General features: G+C 53.8%; 6 protein-coding genes. 3 read left to right on the top strand and 3 right to left on the bottom strand.

Features of this window, described 5'->3' with window-relative positions; translation table 11 throughout:
- Positions 1-285: 285 nt before the first annotated feature.
- On the bottom strand, positions 286-462 hold the full coding sequence (locus DRB19_RS29130) for a hypothetical protein (protein WP_162815955.1): 177 nt from the start codon (positions 460-462) through the stop codon (positions 286-288).
- A gap of 355 nt (positions 463-817) precedes the next feature.
- On the opposite strand from DRB19_RS29130, the gene DRB19_RS29125 reads away from it, so the two are divergent.
- Positions 818-1,573 carry a hypothetical protein gene (locus DRB19_RS29125; protein WP_114189431.1) on the top strand — a complete coding sequence of 252 codons (756 nt, stop codon included), beginning with the start codon at positions 818-820 and terminating at the stop codon, positions 1,571-1,573.
- A gap of 92 nt (positions 1,574-1,665) precedes the next feature.
- The gene (locus DRB19_RS29120; RefSeq protein WP_114189430.1) at positions 1,666-2,271 is read left to right on the top strand and encodes a hypothetical protein; all 606 of its coding nucleotides are present in this window, start codon (positions 1,666-1,668) and stop codon (positions 2,269-2,271) included.
- Between the two features lie 233 nt (positions 2,272-2,504).
- Here the strand turns inward: DRB19_RS29120 and DRB19_RS29115 are convergent, their stop codons facing one another.
- Positions 2,505-2,684, bottom strand: a complete 180-nt coding sequence (locus DRB19_RS29115; RefSeq protein WP_114189429.1) for a hypothetical protein — start codon at positions 2,682-2,684, stop codon at positions 2,505-2,507.
- 262 nt (positions 2,685-2,946) lie between these two features.
- Here DRB19_RS29115 and DRB19_RS32045 point away from each other — a divergent pair, with 262 nt between their 5' ends.
- The gene (locus tag DRB19_RS32045) at positions 2,947-3,198 is read left to right on the top strand and encodes a DUF6894 family protein (protein WP_373867449.1); all 252 of its coding nucleotides are present in this window, start codon (positions 2,947-2,949) and stop codon (positions 3,196-3,198) included.
- Between the two features lie 148 nt (positions 3,199-3,346).
- On the opposite strand, the gene DRB19_RS30510 is transcribed toward DRB19_RS32045, so the two are convergent.
- Positions 3,347-3,721 (bottom strand): hypothetical protein, encoded by a 375-nt coding sequence (locus tag DRB19_RS30510; RefSeq protein ID WP_147023279.1) that lies wholly within the window; start codon positions 3,719-3,721, stop codon positions 3,347-3,349.
- Positions 3,722-4,013 lie beyond the last annotated feature (292 nt).

Here is a 4,013-nt window from a genome sequence, read left to right as displayed (position 1 = left end):
ACCTGCCATGAACCATCGCAGGACTGATTTGGGAATCCACTCACCCATTACTCATCTCGATCCGTCCACACGGCCTAGCTAAGTAAACGCTGCCGTGTTCTGCTCCGAAATACCGACGCTCATGGGTACTGCTCCTATCATGAACGCTAATGGAGCCTTACCGGGCTGTCACTTGTGTTCTAGTGGGAAATCAGGGTTAGCGTTGGTGACTTATGGAACTTCGGTGCTTCGGTGCCGAGAGGGAAGGTCCCGAAGGGCCGCACCTCTCGCTTAGGCTCCACCGTGTTATGCAATGAGTGCCCAATCAGCCTCGGTGAGATTATCAATCCCAAGAATTTCTACTGAGCCTCCGTTGCTGAGGAGCAGTTTGGTGTCGGCCTGTCCATCGCTGTCGAGGTCTTTTTTGACATTAGTGAAGAGGAGCGTAACCCCGGCCTCAAGGCGGATGTCGTCAATGCCCATCTTGAAGTCGTTGATCCTGCCGCCCCGTGTTGACAAACCTTCCATCGACTAGGCTGAAGTCGAGTACCGCAATAGGGTCTCCAATGGCACCAGTTCATGTGTTGTTTGTGCCCGCCGCAGGATCAGTTTTCGCCCGGCTCATACACGAGGTACACCATAATCCCTTCTGGCGTTCTGACTGGCTGTCGCGCGATAGTGTAATCCAAGGATTTATGAACTTGCCGCGTCGGGAGGCTCCTCAACCAAGGGGAGGACACGATCAGTGAGGATCGGCTCCGTTTCTGCCGCGATTAGTAACATTCAACTTGAAGCGTGTCGCTCTCATGAGCGCGGCTGATCTATAGGGCGCAGGCGGATGCTGCAAACTCTCACGAAGGGTAAACTTAAGGCCGTGCTCAACCGAGGACGAGAGCCACGTGAGGATACCGTTTTCGGAGCACTGCTCGGGTGCACTGCCTATCAGGACACACAAACCTCATGGTCGGTGGTGAGGATCCTCCTCGGGGAGGTGCTGTCCCCATGGACCGAACCTCCGGAATCCCTCAGAGTTGATCTTTGGCAGAGACGTAAACTTGAAGACCGTTTTGTCGAGCCGGATGCTGTCATCGACGTGATGTTCAAGGGCGGGCCTTTGAGGCTTATTCTTGAAGCGAAATGGGACGCGAGCTTTCACGAGAAGCAAGCAAGTCGGCAGTGGCTGTGCTTCTCTCAGAACCGGATCAACACCCTCCACGTTTTTATTGTTCGGTCTGCTGAGCAAGCGACGCGCCATTGGGAGGACGAGGATCAGTCATTAGACGTTGATGCACGCTTTGCTGGGTGGAAAGAATGCCGCCGCCTTGTAACTTGGAACGCGGTTGCAACTCGCCTCCAGCAGACTCCATATGGGCTTCCTTCACATATTGAACATTGGCGTCGCGACGCGCTCCGTGTCCTCAATATGTTTGGTGAAAAGACATTCGAGGGCTTCGACCACCTCCCTGCGTTCGACCGGCCACCGGCCATATCGCCAGTTAAGCCAGCATTCTTCAACTCAGCCGCGTTTGAGTGGCCACGTGTGATTATACCAGCGACAACAACTCCCGCCTTTTTCCAAGTAGCAACGCAGTAACGAGGGACGGCTCCAAGATGATATCAGAAGTTGGTAGGGGAATTCCTGCTGCAGCAGCTCTCCTGAGAGCCGTTGCGTCGGAGAGTGAAGCCATGATGCGGGTGTGCGGAGAGGATCTTGCGAAGGTCGGAACAACTCACAAAAAATATGCCTTCGATGATCTAGAGAATGCAGGCAAGGTCAAGGATCCAAACGGCTGGCTCACTACGGGCATTTTGATGTCATCAACCTGCAAGCGGAAGGGTACACGTGGCCGGAAACCGATCCATGGTTCCCTGCAGTACTTCCTTGATCTTGGAAGCGAGAATGGGCCGAACGAGGGCGTGGGCGAGGCGGCAATTGCAATCATTTGGGTTTCTAGCGAACTCTATTACCCATACGAGGCTAACGAGTTTCTCCACTGGCCGTATCTCGATGATCATGAGTTGCGCGACGATAGGTTGTTCTGCTGGTTTGACGCGGACTATCCTGTCGCACCGTTCGCCACAGGCTGCTGGTTCTATGTTGTGCCACTCGTAGCGGTCAAAACACGAGCAGATGTTACCCGCCTGCTAGTAAGCCCAATGCTTGCTCTCATTGATGGGCAGCCAGTTTCGACCGCATTTGCCGATGCGCCAGAGGTGTCTCGCTTCAATGCAAAGCGTGAATTGGAGGCATTGGGTCGAGACTTCAGCTTGCGTTTCGCGTCCTCCTCTTGAAATGAGCCGTGCGCATCATGTGGGTATAGATGCGCCATGTAGCGGTGGTGTTTTCAACGGTCATAGGTTCGGCGCGGCGACGCATTTCCATTCGATAGGTGAGTTGAACCCGCGGCGCTGTCGGTGAAGGCTTTGAGGATGAGCGGAAACGAGCGCCGCAACAGCGCGCCAGGAGTCTCGTTCATCCTCGCCGAACTTAGGATGCTGCCAAGCCAGTACCGGCTTACAGGTCGCTAGATGTATACGAACCAAATAGGGAGGATGACAATGAACTCGATCATCATGCCAGCAATGATAACTCCGATGATGGTCTCACGAAACCGCTGAAGAACGAACCAGTATAGGATCGTCATGAAGGCTATGACGGTGAAAACCACAGCCAACAAGGGACTAACCGCCACTTCGTAGCTCATTTCCAGTCTCCTCGTGGTCAGTCCGACCGATGTGAACCAGTCACAGCGACCAACAGAAAACGGTACGGCTACCGCTGTATTCCGCGATTATCTCTCACGAGAGGTTTATAATTAGGAGTAATCCAACACCGCTCCATGGCCTTCGTGGTGCTCGTAGATGATCCTCTGTCAGGCTCTTTCGTTGTTGATGACGGATGTATAAGAACTAGTCCTTAATTGCGCCTGATGTTCGGTGCTGTCATGGCTGATAATCCTGTTAGTCATGCCCCAGTATGCTCTTCACATCTGGAACGGTCGCGATCGCTACGGACATCCTAGAAAACTAGACCTTCCTAGTATCGAAGCTGCCCATGCCGTTGCCTTGCAGTTGGCACGAGTTTTGATCGCGGCTCGCTCGTCCTGGCGCGAGTTGCCTATCGAAGCGCGAAAGCAGTTCGTTATCGAGATTGTGGATGAGGCTGGTCAGACGGTGCTGACTGTTCCCTTCACCGAAGCGGAAGGGCCAATGTCGTGATTGCCTCGCCTGTCCCTTTGTATCTGGCACTTGCTTGAAGCTCGTGCCGAAGGGCTCCCAGAGGAACTGTCGGGAGGTAGAGGAAACACCAAGACATGAGCACTTTGCCCTGCGCAGGACGTGTTCCAAGGCGGGTTGTCTCAAGGAGTTATGGATCCAACGGTGCCTGAACCAACGACGGAGGTGGGGCCGAAACCCAACCCAATTGACCAGCCACATGCGCGTATAGCTGTGTTGTCAGGAAGCGGTTTTTAACTTCCACAACGATGTCGCGACGTCCTGAATATCTCCAGCAGGGAGGGCCTGCTTCGGCACTCGGAGCCAGGACTTCAGTGTCATAGGACACGAGGCCATGATGACTGTTTAGCTCAAAATTGACCCTGTACTCGTCAGAGCCTTTTTGATCGCTCTTTCCCACCTTCACGTGAGCGGTGACCAGAATATCGCTACGACCCCGCAACGGCGTGGCTGAGAGCTTTAGCGTATCCCATAGGATGTTTGGACTCGTTCCGGTATCGGCCATGGTCGTTCTCCAGACCGGTTGAGCAGACCCTATGGCAACTGGAAACACAAAGCGATGACCACGCTTGCTGCTGTCATCGCTGTAGCCATGAGCACCCCATCTACAGGGTTTAATGGTGTATGAGGACTGTCTCTGAGCCTAAGAAGCAGCTTGACCACGGCACTGCCTACAAGATGGGATTAACATATATTAACGTCATGGACCTCAAGTGGTTCGTAAGCGGTGTTCTCGCCGCACCTTACATTCGCATGTCTGAGCAGCGAGACTGACGATCTCTGATTGGGGATCGTTT

This window comes from Microvirga aerophila (assembly GCF_003332305.1).
Lineage (GTDB): Bacteria > Pseudomonadota > Alphaproteobacteria > Rhizobiales > Beijerinckiaceae > Microvirga > Microvirga aerophila.
The sequence above is the reverse complement of the archived record's forward strand: the minus strand, read 5'-3'. Positions and strand labels throughout refer to the sequence as shown.

Bases quoted from the DNA above. Each gene is read 5' to 3' on its own strand.
- DRB19_RS29130 (WP_162815955.1), bottom strand. From the start codon at position 462: ATGGGCATTGACGACATCCGCCTTGAGGCCGGGGTTACGCTCCTCTTC.
- DRB19_RS29125 (WP_114189431.1), top strand. From the start codon at position 818: ATGCTGCAAACTCTCACGAAGGGTAAACTTAAGGCCGTGCTCAACCGA.
- DRB19_RS29120 (WP_114189430.1), top strand. From the start codon at position 1,666: ATGATGCGGGTGTGCGGAGAGGATCTTGCGAAGGTCGGAACAACTCAC.
- DRB19_RS29115 (WP_114189429.1), bottom strand. From the start codon at position 2,684: ATGAGCTACGAAGTGGCGGTTAGTCCCTTGTTGGCTGTGGTTTTCACC.
- DRB19_RS32045 (WP_373867449.1), top strand. From the start codon at position 2,947: ATGCCCCAGTATGCTCTTCACATCTGGAACGGTCGCGATCGCTACGGA.
- DRB19_RS30510 (WP_147023279.1), bottom strand. From the start codon at position 3,721: ATGGCCGATACCGGAACGAGTCCAAACATCCTATGGGATACGCTAAAG.